This is a genomic window from Streptomyces sp. NPDC020801, assembly GCF_044334385.1.
Lineage (GTDB): Bacteria > Actinomycetota > Actinomycetes > Streptomycetales > Streptomycetaceae > Streptomyces.
The window spans coordinates 113,851-139,376 of record NZ_JBIRST010000002.1; the positions used below are offsets into that span (position 1 = coordinate 113,851).

General features: G+C 73.4%; 23 protein-coding genes and 2 pseudogenes. 14 read left to right on the top strand and 11 right to left on the bottom strand.

Going from position 1 to position 25,526, the window contains the following annotated elements; genetic code table 11:
* Window positions 1-21: 21 nt before the first annotated feature.
* The gene (locus tag ACH4UM_RS05375) at window positions 22-3,582 is read right to left on the bottom strand and encodes an AfsR/SARP family transcriptional regulator (protein ID WP_398173872.1); all 3,561 of its coding nucleotides are present in this window, start codon (window positions 3,580-3,582) and stop codon (window positions 22-24) included.
* A gap of 442 nt (window positions 3,583-4,024) precedes the next feature.
* Between ACH4UM_RS05375 and ACH4UM_RS05380 the strand changes: the two genes are divergently transcribed.
* Window positions 4,025-4,825: a site-2 protease family protein gene (locus tag ACH4UM_RS05380; protein WP_398173875.1), complete on the top strand. Its 801-nt coding sequence runs from the start codon at window positions 4,025-4,027 to the stop codon at window positions 4,823-4,825.
* On the opposite strand, the gene ACH4UM_RS05385 is transcribed toward ACH4UM_RS05380, so the two are convergent.
* Together ACH4UM_RS05385 and npdG are read right to left on the bottom strand one after the other, a co-directional pair.
* Window positions 4,815-5,027, bottom strand: a complete 213-nt coding sequence (locus ACH4UM_RS05385) for a hypothetical protein (protein WP_398173877.1) — start codon at window positions 5,025-5,027, stop codon at window positions 4,815-4,817. The two genes, ACH4UM_RS05380 and ACH4UM_RS05385, sit on opposite strands and share 11 nt — an antisense overlap.
* An 83-nt stretch (window positions 5,028-5,110) precedes the next feature.
* Window positions 5,111-5,824, bottom strand: a complete 714-nt coding sequence (gene npdG / locus ACH4UM_RS05390) for an NADPH-dependent F420 reductase (protein ID WP_398173880.1) — start codon at window positions 5,822-5,824, stop codon at window positions 5,111-5,113.
* 150 nt (window positions 5,825-5,974) lie between these two features.
* On the opposite strand from npdG, the gene ACH4UM_RS05395 reads away from it, so the two are divergent.
* Window positions 5,975-6,574, top strand: coding sequence for a hypothetical protein (locus ACH4UM_RS05395; protein WP_398173883.1), 600 nt, complete (start codon window positions 5,975-5,977; stop codon window positions 6,572-6,574).
* A gap of 201 nt (window positions 6,575-6,775) precedes the next feature.
* A pseudogene (locus tag ACH4UM_RS05400) lies at window positions 6,776-6,959 on the top strand (MFS transporter); the annotation flags it as partial.
* Window positions 6,960-7,045: 86 nt separating this feature from the next.
* Here ACH4UM_RS05400 and ACH4UM_RS05405 read toward each other — a convergent pair.
* A complete protein-coding gene (locus ACH4UM_RS05405; RefSeq protein WP_398173886.1) occupies window positions 7,046-7,276 on the bottom strand; it encodes a hypothetical protein in 231 nt (76 codons plus the stop codon).
* A 58-nt stretch (window positions 7,277-7,334) separates the two neighbouring features.
* On the opposite strand from ACH4UM_RS05405, the gene map reads away from it, so the two are divergent.
* Together map and ACH4UM_RS05415 are read left to right on the top strand one after the other, a co-directional pair.
* Complete coding sequence (map, locus tag ACH4UM_RS05410; protein ID WP_398173888.1) at window positions 7,335-8,192, top strand: type I methionyl aminopeptidase; 858 nt, start codon at window positions 7,335-7,337, stop codon at window positions 8,190-8,192.
* Window positions 8,193-8,266: 74 nt separating this feature from the next.
* A pseudogene (locus ACH4UM_RS05415) lies at window positions 8,267-8,899 on the top strand (heme oxygenase (biliverdin-producing)); the annotation flags it as partial.
* A 67-nt stretch (window positions 8,900-8,966) separates the two neighbouring features.
* Here ACH4UM_RS05415 and ACH4UM_RS05420 read toward each other — a convergent pair.
* Complete coding sequence (locus tag ACH4UM_RS05420) at window positions 8,967-9,698, bottom strand: PhzF family phenazine biosynthesis protein (RefSeq protein ID WP_398173891.1); 732 nt, start codon at window positions 9,696-9,698, stop codon at window positions 8,967-8,969.
* A gap of 148 nt (window positions 9,699-9,846) precedes the next feature.
* Here ACH4UM_RS05420 and efeO point away from each other — a divergent pair, with 148 nt between their 5' ends.
* Genes efeO through ACH4UM_RS05440 form a run of 4 tightly spaced genes read left to right on the top strand, consistent with a single transcriptional unit; the run spans window position 9,847 to window position 14,174 of the window.
* Complete coding sequence (efeO, locus tag ACH4UM_RS05425; protein ID WP_398173894.1) at window positions 9,847-10,980, top strand: iron uptake system protein EfeO; 1,134 nt, start codon at window positions 9,847-9,849, stop codon at window positions 10,978-10,980.
* A 12-nt stretch (window positions 10,981-10,992) separates the two neighbouring features.
* Window positions 10,993-12,336, top strand: coding sequence for an iron uptake transporter deferrochelatase/peroxidase subunit (gene efeB, locus ACH4UM_RS05430; protein ID WP_398173897.1), 1,344 nt, complete (start codon window positions 10,993-10,995; stop codon window positions 12,334-12,336).
* A 4-nt stretch (window positions 12,337-12,340) separates the two neighbouring features.
* Window positions 12,341-13,213: an iron uptake transporter permease EfeU gene (gene efeU, locus ACH4UM_RS05435; RefSeq protein ID WP_398173900.1), complete on the top strand. Its 873-nt coding sequence runs from the start codon at window positions 12,341-12,343 to the stop codon at window positions 13,211-13,213.
* Window positions 13,173-14,174 (top strand): hypothetical protein, encoded by a 1,002-nt coding sequence (locus tag ACH4UM_RS05440; protein WP_398173903.1) that lies wholly within the window; start codon window positions 13,173-13,175, stop codon window positions 14,172-14,174. The genes efeU and ACH4UM_RS05440 overlap by 41 nt, the downstream gene beginning before the upstream one ends.
* Window positions 14,175-14,187: 13 nt before the next feature.
* Here the strand turns inward: ACH4UM_RS05440 and ACH4UM_RS05445 are convergent, their stop codons facing one another.
* Window positions 14,188-14,931, bottom strand: coding sequence for a bifunctional DNA primase/polymerase (locus ACH4UM_RS05445; RefSeq protein WP_398173905.1), 744 nt, complete (start codon window positions 14,929-14,931; stop codon window positions 14,188-14,190).
* A 568-nt stretch (window positions 14,932-15,499) separates the two neighbouring features.
* On the opposite strand from ACH4UM_RS05445, the gene ddaH reads away from it, so the two are divergent.
* On the top strand, window positions 15,500-16,321 hold the full coding sequence (ddaH, locus tag ACH4UM_RS05450; RefSeq protein WP_398173908.1) for a dimethylargininase: 822 nt from the start codon (window positions 15,500-15,502) through the stop codon (window positions 16,319-16,321).
* Here ddaH and ACH4UM_RS05455 read toward each other — a convergent pair.
* From ACH4UM_RS05455 to ACH4UM_RS05465, 3 genes are all read right to left on the bottom strand, one after another.
* The gene (locus ACH4UM_RS05455) at window positions 16,310-17,323 is read right to left on the bottom strand and encodes a small ribosomal subunit Rsm22 family protein (protein WP_398173911.1); all 1,014 of its coding nucleotides are present in this window, start codon (window positions 17,321-17,323) and stop codon (window positions 16,310-16,312) included. The genes ddaH and ACH4UM_RS05455 overlap by 12 nt on opposite strands.
* 389 nt (window positions 17,324-17,712) lie before the next feature.
* On the bottom strand, window positions 17,713-18,843 hold the full coding sequence (locus ACH4UM_RS05460; RefSeq protein ID WP_398175007.1) for a serine hydrolase domain-containing protein: 1,131 nt from the start codon (window positions 18,841-18,843) through the stop codon (window positions 17,713-17,715).
* Window positions 18,840-20,315 (bottom strand): multidrug effflux MFS transporter, encoded by a 1,476-nt coding sequence (locus ACH4UM_RS05465; RefSeq protein ID WP_398173914.1) that lies wholly within the window; start codon window positions 20,313-20,315, stop codon window positions 18,840-18,842. The genes ACH4UM_RS05460 and ACH4UM_RS05465 overlap by 4 nt, the downstream gene beginning before the upstream one ends.
* Window positions 20,316-20,403: 88 nt before the next feature.
* On the opposite strand from ACH4UM_RS05465, the gene ACH4UM_RS05470 reads away from it, so the two are divergent.
* Both ACH4UM_RS05470 and ACH4UM_RS05475 read left to right on the top strand, forming a co-directional pair.
* Window positions 20,404-21,438: a Gfo/Idh/MocA family protein gene (locus ACH4UM_RS05470; protein ID WP_398173917.1), complete on the top strand. Its 1,035-nt coding sequence runs from the start codon at window positions 20,404-20,406 to the stop codon at window positions 21,436-21,438.
* A gap of 85 nt (window positions 21,439-21,523) precedes the next feature.
* The gene (locus ACH4UM_RS05475; RefSeq protein ID WP_398173920.1) at window positions 21,524-22,294 is read left to right on the top strand and encodes an SDR family oxidoreductase; all 771 of its coding nucleotides are present in this window, start codon (window positions 21,524-21,526) and stop codon (window positions 22,292-22,294) included.
* Between the two features lie 329 nt (window positions 22,295-22,623).
* On the opposite strand, the gene ACH4UM_RS05480 is transcribed toward ACH4UM_RS05475, so the two are convergent.
* Window positions 22,624-23,868 carry a D-alanyl-D-alanine carboxypeptidase family protein gene (locus ACH4UM_RS05480; RefSeq protein WP_398173923.1) on the bottom strand — a complete coding sequence of 415 codons (1,245 nt, stop codon included), beginning with the start codon at window positions 23,866-23,868 and terminating at the stop codon, window positions 22,624-22,626.
* A 98-nt stretch (window positions 23,869-23,966) separates the two neighbouring features.
* Window positions 23,967-24,293: a nuclear transport factor 2 family protein gene (locus ACH4UM_RS05485; RefSeq protein ID WP_398173926.1), complete on the bottom strand. Its 327-nt coding sequence runs from the start codon at window positions 24,291-24,293 to the stop codon at window positions 23,967-23,969.
* Window positions 24,294-24,423: 130 nt separating this feature from the next.
* On the opposite strand from ACH4UM_RS05485, the gene ACH4UM_RS05490 reads away from it, so the two are divergent.
* Both ACH4UM_RS05490 and ACH4UM_RS05495 read left to right on the top strand, forming a co-directional pair.
* Window positions 24,424-24,969, top strand: coding sequence for a DoxX family protein (locus ACH4UM_RS05490; RefSeq protein WP_398173929.1), 546 nt, complete (start codon window positions 24,424-24,426; stop codon window positions 24,967-24,969).
* A gap of 32 nt (window positions 24,970-25,001) precedes the next feature.
* Complete coding sequence (locus ACH4UM_RS05495) at window positions 25,002-25,370, top strand: MazG-like family protein (protein WP_398173932.1); 369 nt, start codon at window positions 25,002-25,004, stop codon at window positions 25,368-25,370.
* The last annotated feature ends 156 nt before the right edge of the window (window positions 25,371-25,526 follow it).

A 25,526-nucleotide genomic window follows, 5' to 3' on the forward strand; every position in this document is an offset into this window, starting at 1 on the left:
GGCTCCGGTCGGTACGCGTCGTCACACCAGGGCGGCGGCCTCCTGCGGGGAGAGGCCGCCGCCCTCGGCGTAGGCGGCCTCGTACACCTCGTCGCCGAGCACGGTCCGGGTCCGTTCGACGACCTGACCGCGGACGTACCGCTCCAGGGAGGAGCGGATGTGGCGGGGCGGCAGCAGGGCGTCGGCGGCCCCGAGGCAGCGGGCCGCGTCCCGGGCCCGGCCTCCGCCGTCCACGCCGACGACGGCCATGGCGGCGACGGTCAGGTACGCGGAGCGCATCTGCGGCGCGATGGCCCGGGACAGCGGGTCCTCGGCCCGCTCCAGCGCCCGGCGGGACTTGTCCAGGGCCTCCTCGAAGCAGCCGTCGACGGCGTCCACCCAGGCCTCCGCACCCAGGATGAAGGCGTCGAAGATGACGAAGTGGGAGATGCCGAAGTCATCGCGCAGCAGGCGCAGATGTTCACGCGCCTCGGGGACGCGGCCGGTCATGCCGAGCCAGCCGGCGAGGAAGAGCCGGGCGATGGGCATGGCCTCGTTGTGGGCGTACTCCCGCCGGCCTACGACCTCGCGCAGGATCCGTTCGCCCTGTTCGGCCTCGCCCGCCTCCAGCAGGGCACTGCCGAGGCGGGCTTGGAGGACCTCCACCTGGGCGTGGGCACCGAGGCGTTCGGCGTGCTCGATGGCCAGGCGGTAGTCGGCGGCGGCCGAGAGATGGGCGCCGGTGCGCTCATGGGCCTCCGCGCGCGCGGAGAGCGCCTCCGCGGTGCCCCAGGCGTCCCCGATGCGGCGGAAGATCTCCAGCGCCTCGTCGGCGTCACGGCCCGCGTCGCCGGCCCAGTCGGTGCGGTTGGCCAGCAGATTGGCTCGTATCTGGAGGGAGTTGGCGAGCTCCCACTCGAACCCGGGGGCGCTGCGGGAGGTGCGGACGGAGGCGTCGACGACCTCGCGCAGCCGGTCCATGTCGCCGGTCAGTATCACGGCGTAGAACCACAGCATGCCGGGGCTGCGGCAGGTCTGCGGCAGACCGGGCTCGTAGACATCGGTGATGATCCGCAGTTTCCGTTTCGCCTCCGGGGACTCCCAGGCTTCCAGCTCGGTGTCCATGCAGGCGAGATGGGCGAGGTGCAGGCCGCGCCGGGCCTCGGCGAGGACCTCGCCGGTCATCGGCGGCGGGGCGCTGGTGCAGCGCAGCCACACCGGGGCGGCGCGGCGCACCGGCTCGGCGAAGGGGTCGGGGCCGAGCGCCATGACCTCGCGGCACCAGTTGCGGGCCTCGATGCGCACGTCGCGCATCTGCCAGTACCAGCAGAGCGAGAGGATCAGGCACAGCCCCTCCTGCTCGTCGCGCTCGGCGACGGCGTGGCGCAGGGCGGTGCGCAGGTTCTCGTACTCCAGCTCGAACCGGGCGATCGCGGCGGGCTGGCCGGGGCCCCGGAGCAACGGGTCGGTGGTGCGGGCGAGTTCGCGGTAGTACGTCAGATGGGCCCGCTCGGCCTCCGGGCGGCCGCCGGCCTCGTCGAGCCGTTCCCCTGCGTACTCGGCGACGGTCTCCAGGAGCCGGTAGCGCATCTCCCCGTCGGGCGCGGGGGCGGCCACCACGAGGGACTTGTCGACGAGGGAGCCGAGGGCGTCGAAGACGTCGGGCCCGCACACGGCCTCGGCGGCGGCGAGGCCGCAGCCGCCCGCGAAGACGGACAGCCGGCCCAGGACGTCCCGTTCCTCCGCGTCGAGCAGGTCCCAGGACCAGTCGACGACGGCCCGCAGGGTCTGCTGGCGGGGCAGGACGGTACGGCTGCCGGAGGTGAGGAGGCGGAAGCGGTCGTCGAGCCGGTCGGCGATCTGGCGCGGGGTCAGCATCCGCAGCCGGGCGGCGGCGAGCTCGATGGCCAGCGGCAGTCCGTCCAGACGCCGGCAGATCTCGGCGCACGCGGCGGCCGTCCCGTCGTCCGCGTCGATCCGGAACCCGGGCCGTACGGCCGCTCCCCGGTCGGCCAGCAGCCGCAGCGCGACCGGCTCGGGCAGCGGCTCCACCGGCCGCAGCACCTCGCCGGGTATCCCGAGGGGTTCGCGGCTGGTGGCGAGTACGGTGAGGTGCGGGCAGCGGGCGAGCAGTTCCTCGACCAGGTGGGCGGCGGCGTCCACGACGTGCTCGCAGTTGTCGAGGAGGAGCAGCATGCGGCGCCGGGCGCAGTGCTCGACGAGGCGCCCCACGGCGTCGTCGTGCCGGTCGGCGACCGCGACCCGCATCTCCTCGGCACCCGCGCCGTGGAGCACGGTCTCGCGGGCGCCCAGGGCCGTGAGCACGGCCTCCGGCACGGCGTCCGGGTCGTCGACCGGAGCGAGCTCGGCCAGCCACACCCCGTCCCGCAGCGCCGGCCGCACGGCCTCGGCGGCCTCCTGCGACAACCGCGTCTTCCCTGCCCCACCGGGCCCGAGCAACGTGACGAGCCGAGCGGCCCCGAGATCGGCCCGGATGGCCTCGATGTCGGCCTCACGGCCCACGAAGGAGGTGAGCCGGGCGCGGAGGTTGCCGGGGGGCCGGTGGCCCGGGATACCGGGGATACCGGGGATCCCGGGGATCCCGGGACCGGTCACGGCATGATCCTCCCGCTCACCGTGCACACCGGGGGTGCGCGCTCCGGGCGATGCGCCGGGGGCGCACGGTCCGGGGGAGCCGGGCGATCCGGGCGATCCGGGCGATCCGCCGAGGCTGCGCGCGGCGGTCGGGGCGCCGACGGCACCCGCCGGACCGGCCACTCCAGTCAGCTGCCCGGTACCGCCACCGCCACCGCCGTCAGCCCCGGCGCAGGCACCAGCACCAGCACCAGCACCAGCACCAGCACCAGCAGGGGATCCACCCCGCAGCAACTCCTCGTGCAGCGCCCTCAGTTCGGGCCCCGGGTCGGAACCGAGCCGGTCGGCCAGCACCCGCCGTACGTCCGCGAAGGCGGCCAGGGCCTCCGCCGTGCGGCCCGCGTCGCGCAGGGCGCGCAGGCGGAGGGCCTGGAGGGGTTCGTCGAAAGGGTGGGTGTCGCACAGGGCGGTCAGCTCGGGCAGCGCCTGCTCGGCGTGACCGAGGGCGAGGGCGGCAAAGAGGCGGGCACGGCGCACGTCCAGGTGGCGGGTCTCCCAGCGGGCCGCCTCGGCGGTGCGGTCGGGCAGGTCGGCCAGGGCGGGGCCGCGCCACAGGACGAGGGCGTCGTCGAGGACGACGGCCGCCTTGGCCGGGTCGCCGTCGCTCAGCGCGCGCAGCCCCTCGCCGGCCAGCCGTTCGAAGCGGTGCAGATCGACCTCGTCGGCCGCGGCGGTGAGCCGGTAGCCGCCCTCGGCGGAGCCGACCGCGTCCGCGCCCAGCGCCCGGCGCAGCCGCCCGACCAGCGCCTGGAGCGCGCCGGTGGCGTCGGCGGGCGGTTCCCCGTCCCACACCTCGTCCACCAGGACGGACACCGGGACCGTACGGCCGGGGCGCAGGGCGAGCACGGTCAGCAGGGCGCGCAGCCGCGCCCCGCCGACCGGCACGACGGTGCCGTCGGGGCGGAGCGCCTGAGTGGTGCCGAGGATGCGATAGTGCACGGGGTCCATTGTCTCCGGTGGTCTCAGGGCTGGTCACGGGGTTCGGATGGCGCGGCGCCCGGCACTTCCGGGGCGACGAGGACACCGTCCGTGACGAGGACACCGTCCGTGGAGCGGCGCGGCCCCGTCCGAGCGCGCCGGGGCCGGTCTCCTCGTACACCCGGCGCAGCAGCCGGACGGCGCGAACCCGGCCCGTGGTCCCGGGCGGCTCGCCGGCGCCGGCCTGGTGCTCGACGCCCGGTGTCCCGCCGTACCGCTCCACGCCATGTCCCTCGCCCCGCACATCCTCCCACGGCGTGCCGCGGCACCCACCGCAGTTCCGTGCCCCCACCCTCCTGGGAACCGACGGCCGGGCGCGAGACGTTTTCCCCCCGCGCCAGGTACGGTCGGCCTCGCCCGAACGGACGAAGACCCACGAGACCCTCGAGACCCACCACAGGAGCCCTCCCCCATGACCACCGCCACCACCCGCCACAGTGACCGGCGGATCAGTCCCGTCTTCGCCGGGATCCTGGCCGTCACCGCCGTCACGGGGTGGGCCACCTGGACCGGATTCGCCGAGCAGCCGGGCGTGGCGGTGTTCCTGTTCGTGACGGCGGCATGGATCGTCTCGCTGTGCCTGCACGAGTACGCGCACGCGCGCACCGCGCTGCACAGCGGTGACATCACGGTCGGTGCGAAGGGCTACCTCACGCTGAACCCGCTGAAGTACACCCACGCCCTGCTGAGCATCGTGCTCCCGGTGCTCTTCGTGGTCATGGGTGGGATCGGTCTGCCGGGCGGCGCCGTGTTCATCGAGCGCGGCCGGATCAAGGGCCGCTGGCGGCACAGTCTGATCTCGGCCGCCGGCCCGCTCACGAACGTACTGTTCGCGGCGGTGTGCACGGCCCCGTTCTGGCTGCACGCGCTGGACGGGGTGCCGAGCGACTTCCGGTTCGCGCTGGCCTTCCTTGCGCTGCTCCAGGTCACGGCCGCGATCCTGAACTTCCTGCCGGTCCCGGGCCTGGACGGGTACGGCGTGATCGAGCCCTGGCTGTCGTACAACGTCAAGCGGCAGGTGGAGCCCTTCGCGCCGTTCGGGCTGCTCTTCGTGTTCGCGCTGCTGTGGGTGCCGTCGGTCAACACCGTGTTCTTCGACGTGATCGACACGATCCTGCGCGGGCTCGGCATCAGCGAGCCGAACACGTACTGCGGTCAGGAGCTCTACCGCTTCTGGCAGGGCACCAACGAGTTCTGCTCGGTCAGCCCGTGACGGACCCGTCCCGCGGCGTCCGTCCGCGGCGGGCGTAGTACCAGGTCATGTTGGAGGACAGCCCCGCCAGCAGGATCCACACGATCCCCAGCCAGCTGCCCTGGACGAAGGAGACTACGGCCGCGGCGACCGAGAGGACGCAGACGGCGAGGGCGTAGAGGGCGAGTCGCCGGGCCGGGCCGGGTGGGGACAGAGGGTGCATGGCGGTCGGCTCCTGTCGGGGACACTGCTGGTCGGTGCTGGGCACTGCTACGGCCACCAGTGTCCCCCATGGGCCCGACGGCCTCACACGTCGGTGACCCGGAGCCCCGCGTGTGCCTTGTACCGGCGGTTGACGGAGATCAGGTTCGCGACCAGCGACTCCACCTGGTGGGCGTTGCGCAGCCGGCCGGCGAAGATGCCGCGCATACCGGGGATGCGGCCGGCCAGCGCCTGGACGGTCTCGACGTCGGCGCGCTCCTCCCCCAGCACCATCACGTCGGTGTCGATCTGCTCGATCTCCGGGTCCTGGAGGAGGACCGCCGACAGGTGGTGGAAGGCGGCGGTCACCCGGGAGTCCGGCAGCAGGGCGGCGGCCTGTTCGGCGGCGCTGCCCTCCTCGGGCTTGAGGGCGTAGGCGCCCTTCTTGTCGAAGCCGAGCGGGTTGACGCAGTCGACGACGAGCTTGCCGGCCAGTTCCTCGCGCAGGGACTCGAGGGTCTTGCCGTGGCCCTCCCAGGGCACGGCGACGATCACGACGTCGCTGCGGCGGGCGGTCTCGGCGTTGCCGGCGCCCTCGACGCCGTGCCCGATCTCCTCGGCCGCGGCCTGGGCCCGCTCGGCGGCCCGGGAACCGATGATCACCTTCTGGCCGGCCCGGGCCAGCCGGTAGGCCAGGCCCTTGCCCTGGGGACCGGTCCCGCCGAGCACGCCGACGACCAGACCGGAGACGTCGGGGAGGTCCCAGGGGTCGTTGGCCGGGGCCTTGGCAGGCTGCTGTGCACTGTCGGTAGAGGTCATGGGCCGACTCTACGTCCACGGCGTCTGCCCCACCGGCCCGGGTGACCGGCCCGGCGGCCCTTGCCGGGGGCTCCCCGGGATTCCCCGGAGCGGGCGAATTCGGCCCGAACTCCGCGCCTTGCGGGACCGTTTGCGGCAACATGCGCTCGTATGGATGCCGTACGGGTCGCATTGCTGCGCGAAGTGCTCACCGGAACCGAGTGGTTGGGGGCCACGCGACGGTTCGCGGGGGTACTGCGGGGGTCCGTGGTGTCGCACGGCGGCGGCCTGCTGCTCGTGGGCACGCCCGAGTACGAACCGTGGCATCTGGCGGCCCATCTGGTCGACGAGGCGGCCTGGTCGGGCACCCCTGAGCTGACTCCGACGCTGGTACGGCACGAGGCGCGCCCGGCGGACCCCGCGCACCTGGCCGTCGGGCTGGGCCGGCTGGAGGCGGTCCGGCGCGGCGAGACACTGCTCGTCGTGGCCCCCGAGGAACCCGCGCCCCTGCTGGAACGGGTGCACGAGGCCCGGCGCGCCGGTGTGACGGTACTGGCACTGGGCTCGGGCGAGGGCGAGCTGGCGGCGATGGCGCACGACGCCCTGGCGGTCCCGGAGGGCGCCGAACTGGACCTGGACACCGTGCAGCACCTGGTGAGCGCGGCGGCCGGGGAGAACGCGGTGCCCGCCCCGAGGGGGCGCGGACGCTTCCGGGACCGCCTGTCCCGGCTCACGGAACAACTGACGGCTCCCCCACCGCCGCGCTGGTAGCGGCGCGGAGCGACTGACGGCCTGCCCACCGCCGCCGCGCCGGCGGCGGTGGCGGTGGCGGTGGCGGTGGCGGTGGCGGTGGGGAGGCCGTCGCGCGGAAAAGCGGTTGCCCGGGTGGCGGCCGCGCCGGGCATGACCCGACGTGACCGACGCCTGCGCGGCACCCGCCGACACCCCGACTCTGCCCGCCGCCCCGCCCTCGGGGCTGCGGCGCCGCTGTGGGGCGTACGCGCCTCCGTGCGGTCGGGCGGGCTGCTGTGCGCGGGCGCGGTGGGGCTGCCGGCCCCTGTGCCTGCCGAGGCTGATGCGGTACGGCACCCGGACGAACGAGCACGCGGTGCGGCTGCGCGGGGAACGCGCGGCTGCCGTGCGGGCGCCCGGTTGACCGGTCACGGGCATCGCGCGAGGACCGCCTGTCCGAAACCGCGAGCACTCAGGCGCTTCAGTGCTCACGGTTTCGCGCCGGCCCCGTCACCCCTCCTCGGTGCCGCCCGTCTGTGCGTCGTGCCACCGGGGGTCGTTCTCCCACTCGAGGTTGCGCTCGCGGGCGGTCTCCATCGCGTGCTGCGCCTCCTGACGGGAGGCGTACGGTCCGAACCGGTCCTTGGCGGGACACTCGGGTCCCTCCTCGACCTTCTTGTGCTCCAGGCAGTAGAACCACTCGCCCGGCTTTCCAGCGGTCCGCTTCTTGAACAGGGCCATGACCAGCTCCTCTCGCCACCGACATGTTCCCCCATCGCCCCCGGATAGACTCGCCGGCATGTCTGGCCAGTCGCTGCTCGTTCCCGGGGAGCTGTCCCCCTCCCGTTCCGTGCCCGGAAACATCCGCCGTCCGGAGTACGTCGGCAAGCCCGCGCCGAAGCCGTACACCGGGCCGGAGGTGCAGACGCCGGAGACCGTCGAGGCCATGCGGACCGCCGGGCGGATCGCCGCGCAGGCGATGGAGGAGGCGGCGAAGCACATCGCGCCCGGCGTGACCACGGACGAGCTGGACCGCGTGGCCCACGAGTACATGTGCGACCACGGCGCCTACCCCTCGACGCTCGGCTACCGCGGCTTCCCCAAGTCCCTGTGCACCTCGGTCAACGAGGTGATCTGCCACGGCATCCCGGACTCGACCGTGCTGCGGGACGGCGACATCGTCAACCTCGACGTGACGGCGTACATCGGCGGGGTCCACGGCGACAACAACGCCACCTATCTCGTCGGGGACGTCGACGAGGAGAGCCGGCTGCTGGTGGAGCGCACCCGCGAAGCCCTCAACCGCGCGATCAAGGCGGTCCGGCCGGGCCGGCAGATCAACATCATCGGCCGGGTCATCGAGTCGTACGCCAAGCGCTTCGGCTACGGCGTGGTCCGCGACTTCACCGGCCACGGCATCAATTCCTCGTTCCACTCCGGGCTGATCGTCCCGCACTACGACAGTCCGCACGCGACGACGGTCATGCAGCCGGGGATGACCTTCACCATCGAGCCGATGCTCACGCTCGGCACCTACGAGTACGACGTCTGGGACGACGGCTGGACGGTGGTCACCAAGGACCGCAGGCGGACCGCCCAGTTCGAGCACACGCTGGTGGTCACGGACACCGGCGCGGAGATCCTCACGCTGCCGTAGCCCCAGGTCCGGGCTAGACTTTACCGACGGCTTGTCGGCAAATTTCCGGATCGGCGCACGATCGGCACATGCTCATGGACTCCTTCTCCGCAGCCCTGCGCACCGCCTCGCAGGAGCAGCACCGGGCGGCGGAGACCTCCCGGTTCATGAGCGACCTGCTCGGCGGCAGGCTGGGCGTGGATGCCTTCACCCGCTACACCGAGCAGCTGTGGTTCGTCTACGAGGCGCTGGAGCGCGACACCGAGCGGCTGGCCGGGGACCCGGTGGCCGGCCCCTTCGTCCGGCCGGAGCTGGCGCGGCTGCCGGCGCTGGAACAGGACCTGGCCCACCTGCGCGGTCCGGGCTGGCGGTCGACGCTCACCGCACTGCCCGCCACCCTCCGCTACGCCGCCCGGGTCGCGGAGTGCGCCCGCGCCTGGCCGGCCGGCTATGTCGCCCACCACTACACCCGGTACCTCGGCGATCTCTCCGGCGGCCAGATCATCCGCGACCGGGCGGAGCGCACCTGGGGCTTCGCCCGCAAGGGCGCCGGTGTCCGCTTCTACGTCTTCGACGACATCCCCAACCCGGCGGCCTTCAGGCGCGCCTACCGCGGCCTGCTGGACGGGATCGGCGCGGGCGAGGCGGAGAGGCACCGGGTGATCGCCGAGTGCGGACGGGCGTTCACGCTCAACACCGAGGTGTTCGGCGCGCTCGGCCACGAGTTCCGGGTGCGCACCCGGGCGGTGTCCGACAGTTGGCGCCGCCCGCCCGGCGGGACTCGCCGGACCCGGCCTACAGGCCCCTGACTGCGCCGGGGGACCTCGATCCCTCCGGCCCTTCGAGGTGGACCCGGCCGCCGACCTCCACCCAGCCGCCCGGCTGCGGTGCCGTCAGGATCTGTGAGCCGGCGCCCTGGGTGATGTTGAGGGCGCGGCCGAGGCGGTCGGTGAGCAGCAGGGCCGCCGCCCCCGTCGCCTCGTCCTCCTCGATCCCCCCCTCGGTGCAAGCACCGGCTCCACCGGAGCGGCTGCCGCCGCGCTCATCGATTCGCCCGGGGAAGGCGCGGGCGCGGATGCGGCCGGCGGGCTCGTCCTCCCAGGCCCAGGCGTAGATCCACTCGCCGGGCGGCGGTACGGCGAGGGCCTCGACCTCGGCGGCCGTGGCGTACTGGCGCAGGGTGCGCGGCCCGGCCCACTCCGGGCGGGCCTCGACCCAGCTGAACTCGCCGTCCAGGCGGGTGCCCACCACCCCGGCGGGCGTGACGAGTTCGGGCACGTCGAGGAGCCAGGCGGTGCCGACGCAGGGGTGACCGGCGAAGGGCAGGCGCAGGGTGGGGGTGTAGATGTCGATGACGCCGCGCTCGGGGTCGTCGACGAACACGGTCTCGCTGAAGCCGAGTTTCGCGGCCAGCGACTGCCGGTCGTCCCGGTCCGGCAGCAGCGAGCCGTTGCGGACGACGCCGAGCTCGTTGCCGTAGCCGCCGCTGGGCCCGCAGAAGACGCGCAGCACGTCGTAGTCAGTCACCCGGGCATTGAAACATCACCCGGGACCGCACGGATGCGAGCTGAATCACGACCCCCGGTGGGCATGCGGCAGGTAAGACTCGGGTAAGTTAGGCAAGCCTCACCAAACCACGATCGATCTGTTCCCTGTTTCCCTGTCTGGAGCCTGTATGCGAGCCGTCCGACTCTCCGTCACCGCCGCTGCCACCGCGGCCGCTCTGACCGCCATGACGGCCTGCACGGCGAAGAGCGGCGCCAAGGACGGCGAGGCGATCCGGGTGACCGCCGCCGACTCCACGTGCAGGACCTCGACCGCCTCCGTCCCGGCCGGCCAGGTCACGCTGAGGATAGAGAACAAGGGCGCCAAGGCCACCGAGGTCGAGATCGTCCTCCCCGACGACCGGATCGTGTCCGAGAAGGAGAACATCGGCCCGGGCACCAGGTACACGCTGACCGCCGAGGTGAAGGCGGGCTCGTACGAGATCGCCTGCCGCCCGGGCATGAAGGGCCACGGTGTGCGGCAGAAGCTCACGGTCACCGGCGGCTCGGCCGCCGAGCGGGACCCGCGGCTGGACAAGGCCGTCGCCGACTACCGCCAGTACGCCCAGGACCAGGCCGACGAGACCCTGCCCCGCGTGGAGACCTTCGTGAAGGCGGTCAGGGCCGGGGATGTGGCGGCCGCCAGGAAGGCGTACGCGATCTCGCGCCTGGGCTGGGAGCGCACCGAGCCGGTCGCCGAGTCCTTCGGCGACATCGACCCCAAGGTCGACGTCCGCGAGGACGGGCTGGAGGACGGCCAGAAGTGGACCGGGTGGCACCGGCTGGAGAAGGCCCTGTGGAAGGACGGGAAGATCGGCGCCGAGGAGAAGGCCCTCGCCGACCGGCTCGTCACCGACCTCAGTGACTGGCAGAAGCGGGTGGGGACCGCCGAGATCTCCCCGACCTCCATGGCCAACGGCGCCAAGGAGCTCCTCGACGAGGTCGCCACCGGCAAGGTCACCGGCGAGGAGGACCGCTACGCCCACACCGACCTGGTCGACTTCCAGGGCAACGTGGAAGGCGCGCAGAAGGCGTACGAGCTGCTCAAGCCGGTCGCCGCGAAGAACGACCCGGCACTGACCGGGGAACTGGACAAGCAGTTCGCCGCGCTCGACGCGCTCCTCGGCAAGTACCGCACCGGCAAGTCGTCGTACGAGTTCGTCTCCTACGACAAGGTCGGCGAGAACCAGCGCAAGGAGCTCTCGGACGCGGTGAACGCGCTCGCCGAGCCGCTGTCCAAGCTCGCCGCCACGGTCGCGAAGTAGCAGGGGGCGACGATGACCGAGACCCGGGGCAGCAGCCCTTCGGACCAGGACACCACCCTGTCGGCGCAGGACACCGGCCCGTCGGCGCAGGACACGGGCCCGCCGGCGCAGGACACGGGCCCGTCGCGCCGCGCGCTGATCGGCTGGGGCGGGGCCGGGCTGGCGCTAGGCGCCGTCGCCGCCGGTGGTGCGGTGGCGGTGGCCACGGGCGGGGACGGCACGGACCCGGCGGGCGCCGGCGCGGGCGGCGCCGTGGAGTTCCACGGCACGCACCAGGCGGGCATCGCCACGCCGGTGCAGGACCGGCTGCACTTCGCCGCGTTCGACGTGAGGACCGACGACCGCGCCGAGTTCGTGCAGCTCCTGAAGGACTGGACGGCCGCGGCGCGCCGGATGACCGCCGGGAAGGCGGTCGGCGAGGGCGCGTACGGCGGCCTCGCCGAGGCGCCGCCCGACGACACCGGGGAGGCCCTGGGCCTGCCGCCCTCGCGGCTGACCCTCACCATCGGCTTCGGGCCGTCCCTGTTCGAGAAGTTCCAGCTCGCGGACAAGCGGCCCGCCGCCCTGGTGGACCTGCCCGGGTTCCCCGGCGACAACCTCGAAAGGTCCCGCACCGGCGGCGACCTGTGCGTCCAGGCCTGCGCGGACGACCCGCAGGTCGCCGTGCACGCGATCCGCAACCTGGCCCGCATCGGCTTCGGCAAGGTGGCGGTGCGCTGGTCCCAGCTCGGCTTCGGCAAGACGTCGTCGACCACCCCGAACAGCCAGACCCCGCGCAATCTCTTCGGGTTCAAGGACGGCACCCGCAACATCGCGGGGACGGAGCCGGACCGGCTGAAGAGCTTCGTGTGGGTCGGCGACGGGGACGGCGGCGCGAACGACGCCTGGATGAGCGGGGGTTCGTACCTGGTCGCCCGGCGCATCCGGATGAACATCGAGACCTGGGACCGCACTTCGCTGCAGGAACAGGAGGACGTCTTCGGCCGGAACAAGGGCGAGGGCGCTCCGGCCGGCCGGGCGAAGGAGCACGACGAGCCGTTCCTGAAGGCGATGAAGCCCGACGCCCACGTCCGGCTCGCGCACCCCGACGCAGGCGGCGGGATCACGATCCTGCGCCGTGGCTACTCCTTCACCGACGGCACCGACGGCCTGGGCCGTCTCGACGCCGGCCTGTTCTTCCTGGCCTACCAGCGCGATGTGCGCAAGGGCTTCATTCCGCTCCAGCGCCGGCTGGCGGCGTCGGACGCGCTCAACGAGTACATCCAGCACGTGGGTTCGGCGGTCTTCGCGATCCCGCCCGGCGTCCGGGACTCCGGCGACTGGTGGGGCCGCACGCTGCTGTCCGAGGAGGCGTAGGCAAGTGTTCTCCAACTACCTGATCGGTCTGCGCGAGGGGCTGGAGGCCGGCCTCGTCGTGTGCATCCTGATCGCCTACCTGGTCAAGACCGGCCGCAGGGACGCCCTGAAGCCGATCTGGGCCGGCATCGCCATCGCGGTCGCCATCGCGATGGGCTTCGGCTGCGTCCTCGAATTCGGCTCCCAGGAGCTGACGTTCGAGGCGCAGGAGGCGCTCGGCGGATCGCTGTCGGTGCTCGCGGTGGGCCTGGTGACGTGGATGGTCTTCTGGATGCGGCGCACCGCCCGGCATCTGAGGTCCGAGCTGCACGGCAGGCTGGACGCGGCCCTGGCCATGGGCACCGGCGCGCTGGTCGCCACCGCCTTCCTGGCCGTGGGCCGGGAGGGCCTGGAGACCGCGCTGTTCGTGTGGGCGTCCGTGCACGCGGCCTCCGACGGCACCCCCCGCCCGCTGGCCGGCGTCGCCCTGGGCCTGGCGACGGCGGTCCTCCTCGGCTGGCTCTTCTACCGGGGCGCCCTCAGGATCAACCTGGCCAGGTTCTTCACCTGGACGGGCGCCATGCTGGTCGTGGTCGCGGCGGGCGTGCTGGCGTACGGCTTCCACGACCTGCAGGAGGCCGACTGGCTGCCTGGGCTGCGGAACCTGGCCTTCGACATCAGCGGCGCCGTCCCGCCGGACAGCTGGTACGGCACCCTGCTGAAGGGCGTGTTCAACTTCCAGCCCGACCCGACCGTCCTCCAGGTCACGGTGTGGCTGCTGTACCTGGTCCCGACTCTCACGCTCTTCTTCGCCCCGGTAGGGTTCGCCTCCGGGAAGGGGAAGGTGACGGTAGCTGATGAGCAGGGGTCGCGGCCCTCACAGGCTTCGCAGGCTTGAGCGGAAGGCGCTGACGGCGGCCTCGGTGGCCGCTCTGTCGTTGACGGCGAGCGGGTGCGTGGTGGTGCACGGGGAGCGCGAGGTGCTCCCGGCCACCACCCGCGCAGAGGCCGCGAAGGCGCTGACGCAGTTCACGGCCGCGTACAACAAGGCGGACAAGGCGTACGACAGTTCGCTGGACGCCGACTACGTCACCGGCGCCCTCGGCGCCATCGACGCGGCGCGGCTGAAGGCCGGCCACACCAACAGCCCGGGCGGCAACGCCGCCCACACGCCGCTGACGCTGACGGACGCGAAGTTCACGATCCCCAAGAAGGCGGGCTGGCCGCGCTGGTTCCTCGCCGACGCACGGGGCAACAAGGGCGGCGACGCGCGCTGGCTGCTGGTGTTCACCCGCGACAGCCTCGCCGAGCGCTGGCAGGTGGCGTTTCTGACCCTCGTGGCCCCCGGTGACGTGCCGCGGTTCAAGCAGGACAAGGACGGCTGGGCCGAGGCCGTGCCCGCGAACTCCACCCGACTGGCCATCGCGCCCAGTGACTTGAGCAGGCAGTACGCGACGTACCTGAAGAACGGCGGGAAGACCTTCGCGGCGGGCACGCACACCACCGGCTGGCGCAAGCTGCGCGCCAAGGACGCGAGCCGGCCGGGCCTGGCCACGCAGTACATCGACGAGCCGCTGACGAACGGGGCGTACGCGCCGCTGGCCCTGCGCACCGCGGACGGCGGCGCGCTGGTGTTCTTCACCACGCACCACTACGAGAAGCAGACGGCCGCCGCGGGCGCCTCCGTGCCCACCCCGGACAAGGATGTGCAGGCGCTCACCTCCGGCGAGGTCAAGCAGGCACTGACGATGGAGTTCGTCTCCAACGAGGTGGTCCTCGACCCGGCCCGCGGCTCGGGCGTACAGCGGGTGTCGATGCCTGGCCGCATCCAGGGACTGACGGCGGCGCAGGGCGGCTAGCGCGCGAGCGCTGTCAGTGGCGCAGGGGCCAGACCGCGCGCACGTGGTCGGGGTCGGGCTTCTCGCCGGCGTACCGGGCACACGCGTCGGTCAGTGCCTCCAGCAGGCTCAGCGGGTCCGGCAGCGCGTGCTCGGGGCCGTGCACCCAGCGCACCCGCTGGTCGTCGTCGCCGGGCAGCCGGGCCGGCGGTACGAGGACGTAGGAGCCGCGGCAGTGCCAGCGCAGGCCCGGATGCTCGTCCATGGTCTCCGGGTGGCAGTCCAGCTCGCACGGCCACCACTCGTCCTCGACCTCGGGGGTGCCGCGGGTGAGGGTGAAGAACAGCATGCGGCCGTCGTCGCCCTCGGCCACCGGACCGACCTCGACGCCGGCGGCGAGCAGCCGCTCCAGGGCTTCCCGGCCGGCCTCCAGGGGCACGTCGAGCACGTCGTGCACCATGCCGGTCGCGGTGATGAAGTTGGCCTGCGGCTGGTGCCGGGCCCAGCGCTCGATCTGCGCGGGATCGGTCGTGGACTGCGTCTGCCACGCGAACGACAGCGGGTGCCGGGCCGGCGTGGGACAGCCGACGCGGTCGCAGGAACAGCGGTAACCGGCCACCGGGTGCGCGGCGGGCGCGAGGGGCAGGCCCGCGGCGGCGGCGGCGAGCAGCAGGGCCTCCCGACCGCCGTCGTCGGCGGTGTCCTTCGGGCGGCGTCCGCGCAGCCACTGGGAGAGTTTGCCCTGCCGGCCGGTGCGGCCGCCGAACTCCGCGCTCATCTATCCCCTCGCCTCGCTGGTGTGGACAGCTTGCTCCATGGTCCCACCATCCTCCGCCCTCGGTGGCCGGAGCCCGCATCCGGGGTGGCCGAGAAGGAGAACGGAGGGGAAGCGGAAGGAAAACGGAGGGGGTGAAGGAGAGGCGCGGGAGGGGAAACGGAGGGGTGAAGGAGAGGCGCGGGAGGGGAAACGGAGGGGCTGCGGACGGGAGGCGGAAAGGGGCAATCGAGATGCCAGGGAAGGGAAGGGGAAGAGCGGCCGGACGGGAGACGGAAGGGGACGGCGGAGAGGCACGGGAGGGAAAGCGGAGGGGCATCGGACGGGAGACGGACGGGAGACGGACGAGGGACGGACGAGGGACGGAGGGGAGACGGAGGGGAGACGGACGAGGGACGAGGACGGGAAGCCGGAGGTGACGGGGCGGCGGGGGACGGGACAGGGACGGGGGCCGTTCCGGCACCCCCACGCCACTCACGCGGCCGAAGGGTGGCGTCCGGCCCGCGCGCGCGACGCGTCCGCGGCGCACCATGGGCACCAAGCGACCCCTGCGGTATTCGAGGAGCCCACCTTGGCCCTTTCCCGCCGCGCCCGACCCCGGCGCTACCTGATGTGCCCACCCGCACACTTCGACGTCACGTACTCCATCAACCCCTGGATGGACCCGGCCAAGCCGGTCGACACCTCGCTCGCCCTCGCCCAGTGGGAGCAGCTGCGCAGGGTGTACCGCCGCCTCGGACACACGATCGAGGAGCTGCCCCCCGAGCCCGGATTACCGGACATGGTGTTCACGGCGAACGGCGCGACCGTGGTCGACGGCCGGGTCTTCGGCGCCCGGTTCGCACACCCGGAGCGGGAGCCGGAGGCCGGGGCGCACCTGGAGTGGTTCGCGGGGCACGGCTTCGCCCACCTGCACGTGCCCGTCCACATCAACGAGGGCGAGGGCGACTTCGCCGTCACCGCCTCCTGCCTCCTGGCCGGGCGCGGCTTCAGGACGAACCCGCTCTCGCACGGCGAGGCCCAGGAGTACTTCGGCCGCCCGGTGATCGGCCTGGAGCTGGTGGACCCCCGCTTCTACCACCTGGACCTGGCGCTCACGGTGCTCGACGACGCGGCGGACGAGGTGGCGTACTACCCGCCCGCTTTCTCCCCCGGCAGCCGGGAGGTGCTCCGGCGGCTGTTCCCCGACGCGCTGCTCGCGGACGAGGAGGACGCGGCCGCGCTCGGTCTGAACGCGGTCTCCGACGGCCTGCACGTGGTTCTGCCGCAGGCGGCGGGCGGCCTCTACGGCCCGCTGCGCGAGCGCGGCTTCGAACCGGTCGGCGTGGATCTGAGCGAGCTGCACAAGGGCGGCGGCAGCGTGAAGTGCTGCTCGCAGGAGCTACGTCCGTGAGGTCGTCGTCCGGGTCTCGTGGGGCGGCGGCCAGGCGTCGCCCCAGTCCGCGTCGCGGGCGGCCTTGTACAGGTCGCCGTGGCGTTTGGAGACCGTGCGCCGGCGCAGCTGCTCGTCGGGCTCGCACAGGTCGAGGAGAACCTGTCCCTTGCGGATCTGCGGGCGCCGTACGACTCGGGCGGGTGCGGGGGCGACCGGGAAGCGGGCGGCGGCCACGTAGCTGAACTTCTCGTCCTCGTAGGCGAGGGAGCCACCCTTGACCTGCCGGTGCAGGGAGGAACGGCTGACCCGGGCCGAGAAGTGGCACCAGTCCGTGCCGGGCACGATCGGGCAGGCGGCGCTGTGCGGGCACGGCGCGGCGACGTGGAAGCCGGCCGCGATCAGCCGGCCGCGGGCCTCGATGACGCGGGCGTAGCCGTCGGGTGTGCCGGGCTCGACGACCACGACGGCCTGGGCGGCGGCCGCGGCGGCGTCGACGACGGACGCGCGGTCGGCGTCGGTCAGCTCGCCGAGGACGTAGGAGACGGTGACGAGGTCGGTGTCGTCGAAGGTGAGCTCCGCCCCGATCCGGGCCCGCTGCCAGTGGGCGTCGCGCAGGGCGGGGTCGGCGGCGGCGATCTCCCGGCCGAGGGCGAGGGCGGGCTCGGCCCAGTCGAGCACGGTCACCGGCCGGGGGCCGTCCCAGGTGGCGCCGACGGCCCAGGTGGCGGCGCCCGTCCCGCCCCCGACATCGACATGGCTGCCGGGCACCCACTCGGGCACCGCGTCGGCGAACGCCGCCAGCGCCGACCGCACCGCCTCGAAGGTGGCCGGCATCCGGTAGGCGGCGTACGCGGCCACGTCGGCTCGGTCCCGCAGGATCGGCGCGTGGGTGGGGGTGCTCCCCCGGTAGTTGGCGATCAGCCGTTCCACGGCGCCGGCGGCCTGCCGGGGCGGCAGCCCGTCGAGCAGCCCGGACAGCGCAGCACGAAGCCTCTCGGCCGAGGACAGCGACACATTCACCCGCCAATCCTCTCAGGCGGACCACCTCACCCGAACCGCCCGCCCCCACGGTTGCCGGGGCGTTGCCGGGGCGTTGCCGGGGGTCCGGGGGCGGAGCCGCCAGGGACGCGGCGGGCGGGGCCGTGCCGGCATGCGGCTGCACCGCGCGAACGCGAGCGCGAGCGCGACCAGCCTCCACACCCGCGGCGACCCGGGGGGTCCGGCGGCGAAGCCCCCGGGGGGTGGCGAAGCCCCGGGGTAGCGAAGCCACCGGGGTGGGGCGGGCAGGGGACGGCGGGGACTGTGGGCGAAGCCCGACCGTGGGCGAAGCCCGACCGTAGGCGAAGCCCGACCGTAGGCGAAGCCCGACCGTAGGCGAAGCCCGACCGTAGGCGAAGCCCGGCCCCGGGTCAGATCCCCCGCACAGCCCGCGCCAGCCGGCTCGCCGCCGCGGCCCGGGGCCGGCTGTCCGGCGGCCGGCGGCACGGGTGGACCGTGTTGGCCAGCAGCACCAGGAACGTGCCCGTACCCGGGTCCAGCACCAGCGACGTGCCCGTGAACCCGGTGTGCCCGGCCGCTCCGCTCCCCGCCAGCTCCCCCATGAACCACGGCTGGTCCACGGCGAAGCCGAGCCCCGGCGGCGTCAGCAGCAGGTCCACGAAGTCGGGACCGAGAATGCGGGCAGGACCGTAGGACCCGCCCGCCAGCAGGGCGCGGCAGAACACGGCCAGGTCCGGCGCCGTGGAGAACAGACCCGCATGACCGGCGACCCCGCCCAGGGCCCAGGCGTTCTCGTCGTGGACCTCGCCCCGCAGCATCCCCCGGTCCGCCTTGGCCCACGGCCGCCGCTGGTCCTCCGTCGCCGCCGCACCCGGGCACGGACCGAAGCACGTGGACGTCATGCCCAGCGGACGGGTGATGCCGTCCCGGATCAGGACGTCCAGGGCGCGGCCCGTGATCCGCTCCAGCACGTGCTGCAGCACCAGCAGATTGAGGTCCGAGTACCTGTACGTGCCGGGCACGCCCAGCGGACGTTCGGCCCGCAGCATCGCCAGGCGGGCGGCGGCGTCCGGGCAGTCGTACAGCGGCAGTTCGGGCCGCAGGCCGGAGGTATGGGTGAGCAGCTGCCGTACGGTGACGCCGTGCGCCGCGGCGGCGTGGAACTCCGGCAGATAGGCGCCCACGCGCGCGTCGATGCCGAGCGTGCCCCGCTCGATCTGCTGCACCGCGGCGACCGCCGTGAACAGTTTGGTGAGGGAGGCCAGGTCGAAGGGCGTGTCGACGGTCACCGGAACCCGCGCCGCGGGCGGCAGCTCGACGCCGCGGTCGGTCTCGGGGTCGTAGGACGCGTACCGCACGGCCCAGCCCGCGGCCTCCGCGACGGCGATCACCGGGCCGCGTCCGGCGACCACTACGGCGCCCGCCGCCCAGGGCCGGTCCCCGGTGGTGAGGGCGTGGAAGTCGTGGACGAGGTGACGGAGTTCCCCGGGGTCGAGCCCGGCCTTCTCCGGTGTGTCCCCGCGCAGTCTCGGTGCGCTCAGCTCTCCTCCCTCAGGCTCGCGGCTTCGCTGGAGCGGGGGGTGGTCCCGCCCTCCGCACGCATCCGTGCTTTCCCGGGACGGCACATTCCCACGAAGCAGGCCAGCGCCACCAGTGCGGCCGCCAGTTGGACCACCGCCATGGGCACGGCGGTGTGTTCGCCGGCGATCCCGACCAGCGGGGAGGCCACCGCGCCGATGAGGAAGGAGCAGGTGCCGAGCAGGGCGGAGGCGGATCCGGCGTGGTGCCGCGTGCGCATCAGGGCGAGGGCCTGCGTGTTGGGCAGGGTGATACCCATCGCGGACATCAGCACGAACAGCGCGGCGGCCACCGGCGCGAGCCCCACCTCGCCGAACGCTCCGGTGGCCATCAGCAGCAGCGCCGTGGCGGCCGCGATGACCATCGCGAGGCCGGTGCCCAGCACCCGGTCCAGGCGGACCCGGCCGACCAGTACCTTGCCGTTGATCTGCCCGGCGACGACCAGCCCGACCGAGTTGAGCCCGAACAGCAGGCTGAACGTCTGCGGGGAGGCGCCGTAGATCTCCTGGATCACGAACGGCGAGGCGCTTATGTATGCGAACAACGCGGCGAAGGCGAAGCCGCCCGCGATCATGTAGCCGGTGAAGGCGCGGTCGGCGAGCAGCCCGCGCATCGAGCGCAGGGCCTCCCCCACGCCGCCCCCGTGCCGCTCGGCGGGAGCCAGCGTCTCCGGCAGCCGCGTCCACACCACCGCGCCCAGCAGCACCCCGATCACCGTGAGCACCACGAACACGCCCCGCCAGTCCGTGATCCGCAGAATCTGCCCGCCGATCAGCGGTGCGACGACCGGGGCGGCTCCGGAGACGAGCATCAGTGTGGAGAAGAAGCGGGCCATGGCCACGCCGTCGTACAGGTCCCGGACGACCGCCCGGGCGATCACTATCCCGGCCGCGCCCGCCAGGCCCTGCACCAGCCGGAAGGCGACCAGCACCTCGACGCCGGGCGCGAGCGCGCACAGAGCGGTGGCGAGGACGTAGACGCCGAGGCCGATCAGCAGCGGGCGCCTGCGGCCCCAGCGGTCGCTCATCGGGCCGACCACCAGCTGCCCGAGCGCCATGCCGGCCAGGCAGGCGGTGAGGGTGAGCTGGACGGTGGCGGCCGGGGCGTGCAGGGTACGGGTGACCTCCGGCAGCGAGGGCAGGTACATGTCCATCGCGAGCGGGGGCGTAGCGGTCAGACCGCCGAGGATCAGGGTCAGCAGCAGGCCGGCACGGCGGGCCGCGGTGGCCGGTGCCCACGGGGCTCCCGCCTCCGTCGCTGCCTCCGTCCCCTTCTCCGCCCCTGTCCCCGTCCCCCTTCCCGTCGCCGCCGCCGTCCCCGTCCCCGTCCCCGTCCCCGTCGCCGCCGCCGTCCCCGTCCCGGTCCTCGTCCCCGTCGTCGTCTGCGGTACGGCCGGCCGCGGCGCGTGCGGTGCCGACGCCCCACCCTCGGACATGCGTCCCTCCCTCTCCGGCTGATCCGCCGCCTATGCTCTCAGCTCGTACATGGTGCCGAGGGACACATGAACGGGGGTGGGGTCCGGGATGTCCGGGTTTTCCGGTGAGACGGAGCAGAGGGTGCGCTGGGGGATTCTCGCGACCGGGGGGATCGCGGCCGCGTTCACGGCGGACCTGGTGGATCTGCCGGACGCCGAGGTCGTGGCGGTGGCCTCGCGCAGTACGGAGTCGGCGAGGGCGTTCGCGGAGCGGTTCGGCATCCCTCGGGCGTACGGCGACCGGGAGGCGCTGGCGCGGGACGAGGACATCGATGTCGTCTACGTGGCCACCCCGCACGCGGCCCATCGCGCCGCCGCCGGCCTGTGCCTGGAGGCGGGACGGAACGTGCTGTGCGAGAAGCCGTTCACGCTGAATCTGCGTGAGGCCGCCGAACTGGTCGCCCTGGCCAGGAAGCACGACCGCTTCCTGATGGAGGCCATGTGGATGTACTGCAATCCGCTGGTACGGCGGCTGAGGGCGCTGGTCGACGACGGCGCGATCGGCGAGGTGCGCACCGTCCAGGCCGACTTCGGGCTGGCCGGCCCCTTCCCGCCCGCGCACCGGCTGCGGGACCCGCATCTGGGCGGCGGGGCGCTGCTCGACCTCGGCGTGTACCCGGTGTCGTTCGCGCAGCTGCTGCTCGGCGAACCGTCGGAGGTCACGGCCAGGGCGGTGCTCTCCGCCGAGGGCGTCGACCTGCAGACCGGCGCCCTGCTCTCCTGGGACGGCGGCGCGCTGGCCCAGGTCCACTGCTCGATCACGGGCGGTACGGCCACCTGCGCGTCGGTCACCGGCTCCCGGGGCCGTATCGACGTCCCGGCCGGCTTCTTCCACCCGGAGCGCTTCGTGCTGCACCGTGACGGCAGCGAGCCGGAGGAGTTCACCGCGGACCCGGCCGACGGCCCGCGCACCAGCCTCCGGCACGAGGCGCTGGAGGTGATGCGCGCCCTGCGCGCGGGTGAGACCGAGTCGCCACTGGTGCCACTGGAGGGCACCCTCGCGGTGATGCGGACGCTGGACGCCATCCGTGAGCGGATCGGCGTGCGCTACCCGGGGGAGGCGACGGAGCCGGCACTGGCCTGAAGCACGTGGCCTGAAACGCGCACTGGCATCCGGATGGCGGACGGTGGATTTCGCATGACGGATCCCCCTCGTACGCTCCGGGGCCATGACCGACCTCCTGACTGACAGGCAATCGAAGATCGCGGTGGTGACCGGCGCGGGCTCGGGGATCGGGCGGGCCGTGGCCGTGGAGCTGCTGCGCGCGGGCTGGTCCGTGGCGCTGGCGGGGCGGCGCCCCGGGACGCTGGAGGAGACGGCGGCGCTCGCCCCACGGGCCGCCTCCCTCGCCGTACGCACCGACGTGGCCCGGCCGGAGGACGTGACCGCGCTGTTCGCCGCCGCCGTCGAGCGCTTCGGCCGGGTGGACCTGCTGTTCAACAACGCGGGCACGTTCGGCCCCGGCGGCGTGCCGGTGGAGGACCTGCCCTACGAGGCGTGGCAGCACGTGGTGAACACCAACCTCAACGGGGCGTTCCTGTGCGCGCAGGCGGCGTACCGCCAGATGAAGGAGCAGGACCCGCAGGGCGGCCGGATCATCAACAACGGCTCGATCTCGGCGCACACGCCCCGGCCGCACTCGGCGCCCTACACCGCCACCAAGCACGCCCTGACCGGCCTGACCAAGGCGCTGTCCCTGGACGGACGGCCGTACCGGATCGCGGTCGGGCAGATCGACATCGGCAACGCGGCCACCGACATGACCTCGCGGATGCAGACGGGCGCCCTGCAGGCCAACGGGGAGGTGGCCCCGGAGCCCGTGATGGACGTCGCCGACGTGGCGCGCACGGTGCGGCACATGGCGGAGCTGCCGCTGGAGGCGAACGTGCAGTTCGCGACGGTGCTGGCGACGACGATGCCGTACGTGGGCCGGGGCTGAACGGCTGGGCGCGTGCAGCGGGGTACACAATCCTCACAAGCGGAATGTGAACCTCCGCAGCATATGGCCCGATAGCAGGCTTATGCTCAACATCTCCTCCATCAGAGCTTCACAGTTGGAGCACTGAGCTTCCGCCGCCCAGGACCAGCCCCCCATCCCCGGACCACATCTCAGGGCCACATCTCACGACTACATCTCAGGGCCACATCTCAGGGCCACATCTAGGGGGGAGGCGGCAGCCGTTCCACGACACCGGTTGGGGGTGGACCCCGCGCGGGACCGCGGGGTACACACCGGTGTGTGGAACGGCTGCCGCACAGTCGGGACGGTCAACGCCGGTGACGGCCTCCGCAGTCGGCTGCCGCCGTGGCCTCTGCCGCCCCGCGCCGGCGGCGGCGCAGGGCCCACAGGCCGCCCGCGAGCAGCGCGACCGTTCCGGCACCGCCCTCCAGCAGCCGCCAGGTCGAGGGCCGGGCGGGTGCCCCGGCGCCTGCCGCGGCCCGGGCGGCCTTCCCCCCGGGCGCTCCGCCCGCCTTCGCCCCGCCCTCGCTCAGCGGCTCGACCAGCGTGCCGACCGGTCGCGCCGAACGCCCCTGCGTGAAACCCCAGTCGAGCAGCGCCGCGGTCTCCTCGTAGACGGCGTTGCTGCCGGCCGTGGGATGCATCACCGTCACGAGCAGAGTGCGGCCGCCGCGCACGGCCGCTCCGGTGAAGGTGTTGCCGGCGTTGCTGGTGTAACCGTTCTTCACCCCGATCAGGCCCTCGTAGGTATTCAGGCCCCAAGCCCCGGTCAGCAGGCGGTCGGTGTTCTGGATCTGGAAGGTCTTCTTCCCGCCGGCCGGGAAGTCGGCCGTCCGGGTGCCGCAGTAGCCGCGGAAGTCGGCGTTGTGCAGCCCGTGCCGGGCGAACAGGGTCAGGTCGTACGCCGAGGAGACCTGGCCCGGGTGGTCGAAGCCGTCGGGGCTGACCACGTGGGTGTCCAGGGCCTGCAGGTCCTCGGCCCTGGCCTGCATCTCGGCGACCGTCTTCGCCACGCCGCCGTTCATGTGGGCGAGCACGTGCACGGCGTCGTTGCCCGAGCGCAGGAAGACACCCTGCCACAGCTGCTCGACGGTGTAGGTGAGACCGGGCTGGATGCCGACGAGACTGGAGCCCGCGGGGATGTCGGCCAGCTCGGCGGCGGTGACCGTGTGCCGCTGGGCGCGGTCGAACTTCTTCAGCACCGTGTCCGCGAACAGCATCTTCAGGGTGGATGCGGGCGCGAGGCGCTGGTGCGCGCGGTAGGCGGCGAGCACCTCCCCCGTGTCCCAGTCGGCGACGATCCAGGCACGGGAGTTGAGCCTGGCGGGCAGCCCGGTGGCGCCCCGCACCTGCACCCCGTGCCGGGCCAGCCGCTCGCCGCCGACCGTGGGGGTGGCGGCGACGGCGGGCCCGGCCGCGGCGGCCAGTGGGGCGGCGCTCAGCGGGACGGCGGCGGTCAGGGCGAGCAGGGAACGGCGGGACAGGTGGGGGGACGTACGGGACAGGTGGGGGGACGTACGGGACAGGTGGGGGGACGTAGAGGAATGGCGCACCCCGGGACCGTACAAAGCAAGGCCGTGCCCGCGCACGACAGGTCCTCAAAGGCTGATCAAAGGATCACCAAAGGCGACGCGGCGTCACCCCGGACCGACTACGCCTGACCGGTCTCGAACCGGGAGATCCGCCCGTCGTCGGCGACGACGAAGCTCCACCGGGTGCGCATCTCGCCCCAGGTGTCGTTGCAGTAGCGGGCGAGGAGGGCACGGCCGCCATTGGACTCGTTGTCGACCTCCATGTGGCCGTGCGTGGCGAAGATCTCCTCCTCGATCCACTCGGCGAGGTCACGGTCGGAACCGTCGTCCGACATGGTCGCGCCGGGCGCGAGGAGCTGCATGAAGCCCTCGCGGTCGTGGGCGTTGACGGCGGTGACGAAGGCGCGGACGGCCGGGTCGCGCAGTCTGGCGGTCTGAATCGTCATGTCGGCAGCGTCACACCGCCAGCGGGACCCCGCCACCCGAACGGCGCCCAGGACGGGCCGAGCGGGTGGGGGCGGTGCGACGGTGGAAACGCGGAGGAGACCGTTCCTGCTGTCTGTCCGGGGAGTCACCGTGACCTGTTACGACCGGCGTGATCTGGGCCTGCTGCTGCTCCGGTTGGGCACCGGTGGCGTGCTGGCGGCGCACGGCGCCCAGAAGCTGCTCGGCTGGTTCGGCGGGGGCGGTATCGAGGGGACGGGCCGGTTCATGGAGTCCGTCGGCTACCGCCCCGGAAGGACGAGCGCGACGATGGCGGGGCTCGCGGAGGCGGGCGGCGGTCTGCTGCTGGCCATGGGCCTGGCGACTCCGGCGGCGGGCGCGGCGGCGGCCGGCGCGATGGTGGGGGCGGCGGCGGTGCACGCGCCCAACGGCTTCTTCGCCCAGAGCGGCGGCTACGAGTACGCGGCCTCCCTGGGCCTGACCGCCGCCGGCCTCGCGGTCACCGGCCCCGGCCGCCTCTCCCTGGACCACGCCCTCGGCCACTCCGTCAACCGCGGCTGGATGGTCCCGGCGGCGTTCGCGACGGTGGCCGCGGCGACGGCCGTGGTCGTGGGAGCGCGCGTCAAGCGGCTGCGCGAGGAGAAGGAGGGCCGGCAGGAGGCGCTGTTCGAGGAGTAGCCACGTGGCCAGGCCGTGACAGGCTGCGGTGCATGAGCGATCAGGACATCCGCACCGCATCCGCGGCAGCCGCGGACCTCTGGGACTCCGTCGACGCCCTGTGGACCTGGCTGGACGGACACCGCACGCACGAGGGCCGGGAGGGCCTGCTGCTGCGCGTGCTGAAGCTGTCCGAGGAGGTCGGCGAGGTCGCCCAGGCGGTGATCGGCGCGACCGGCCAGAACCCGCGCAAGGGCACCACCCACACCTGGGACGACGTCGAGGCCGAACTGTGCGACGTGGTCATCACCGCCCTGGTGGCCCTGCGCACCCTGACCCCCCAGGCCCGCGGGGTCTTCACCCGCCACCTGGCCCGGGTCACTCGGCGCTCGCTCGGTACGGTGGCTGCGCCCGAGGACTAGGGTGAACGCATGGGTGTGGCGGTGAGGTGGCGCTGTTCCTATGGGCGACGTGAACCTCAGATGCTGCAGGTAAGCGATCTGGATCCTCCTCCCCAGCGTCGCACGCACCTCGCCACCCGTGACCGCACGCGCATACACGCGTCGGCCTCACTGACT